The organism is Streptomyces pilosus (assembly GCF_014649835.1).
Lineage (GTDB): Bacteria > Actinomycetota > Actinomycetes > Streptomycetales > Streptomycetaceae > Streptomyces > Streptomyces pilosus.
The window spans coordinates 1-1,487 of sequence record NZ_BMTU01000034.1; the positions used below are offsets into that span (position 1 = coordinate 1).

A 1,487-nucleotide genomic window follows, 5' to 3' on the forward strand; every position below is an offset into this window, starting at 1 on the left:
ACCACCCTCGCCCACCACCTCGACCAACAACTCACCCACCACACCCCCACCACCCACACCCCGCTGACCACCGCCGACAGCGGTCCGGCGTCGCCGCTCCTGCACCGGCTGGCGGGCCTCGACCGGAACGAGCGGCGGCGGGCGCTGGTGGACCTGGTGCAGGACGAGGTGGCCGAGATCCTGGGCCACGAGGACCCGCGGGAGATCGAAGCGGACCGTGCCTTCCAGGAACTGGGCTTCGACTCCCTGAGCGCGGTGGAGCTGCGGAACAGGCTGAACAAGGTGTGCGGGGAGCGGTTCGCCAACACGGTGGTCTTCGACTACCCGTCGGTCGGGGCGCTGGCCGGGTTCCTCGACGGGCAACTGGCCGACCGGATCGACGGGATCACCCGGGCCGCCCAGGGCGCGGCCGCCCCGGACGCCGTGCTCTCACACCTGGGCGAGCTGGAGGAACGCATCCGCGGCATCGGGGAGGACGACGGCGCGATGCGGCGGCAGGTCGCCGAACAGCTGCAGCGACTGCTGGAGTTGACCGGGGCCGGGCTGGACCGGGACCTCGATTCCGCCAGCGACGAAGAGCTCTTCGCGCTGGTCGACGGGGCCGAGTAGCCGCGCACCGGCCGGCCGCGGCCGGACCTGACCGGCCGCGGCCGCTTTCGGGCACGCCCGCTTCACCTCACACATGAACTTGGAAGGATCGGATTCTGATGGCGGACGAGAAGGAACTCCGGGAGTACCTCAAGCGCGCGATCGCGGACGCGCGGGACGCGCGGGGCCGGCTGCGCGAGGTGGAGGAGAAGGCGCGGGAGCCGATCGCGATCGTGGGGATGGCCTGCCGCTACCCGGGCGGGGTGACGGATCCCGACAGCCTGTGGGACCTGGTCGACCAGGGTGTCGACGCGGTCTCGCCGTTCCCGGGGGACCGCGGCTGGCGCGAGGACCTGTACGACCCGGACCCGGACAGCGTGGGCAAGTCGTACGTGAGCGAGGGCGGCTTCCTGGACGACGTGAGCGGCTTTGATCCCGCCTTCTTCGGGATGTCCCCGCGCGAGGCCATGGTGGCGGACCCGCAGCAGCGGTTGCTGCTGGAGACCACCTGGGAGGCGATGGAGGACGCGGGGGTGGTGCCGGCCACCCTGCGCGGCAGCCGCACCGGTGTGTTCGTCGGCCAGATGTACCACGACTACGGAGCGCGTCCCGACCTTCCCAAGGAGGGCTACGAGGGGAACCTCGTCAGCAACAGCATGGGCAGCATCGCCGCGGGCCGGGTGGCGTACACCTTCGGGTTCGAGGGGCCGACCGTGTCCGTGGACACGGCGTGCTCCTCGTCGCTGGTCGCGATGCACCTGGGGGCGACGGCGCTGCGCCGGGGCGAGTGCGACCTGGCCTTCGCCGGCGGTGTCACGGTGCTGTCCACACCCGTGTCGTTCGTGGAGTTCTCGCGGCAGCGGGGGCTGGCGGCGGACGGCCGGTGCAAGTCGTTCGCG

At 71.9% G+C, this 1,487-nt stretch carries 2 protein-coding genes; both read left to right on the plus strand.

Annotation, left to right across the window (positions count from 1 at the left end):
* Positions 1-609, plus strand: a 609-nt coding sequence (locus IE118_RS33760; protein ID WP_189561920.1) for an acyl carrier protein, incomplete at its 5' end; no start/stop codon positions are given.
* Between the two features lie 98 nt (positions 610-707).
* Positions 708-1,487, plus strand: a 780-nt coding sequence (locus tag IE118_RS33765; protein WP_189561921.1) for a beta-ketoacyl synthase N-terminal-like domain-containing protein, incomplete at its 3' end; no start/stop codon positions are given.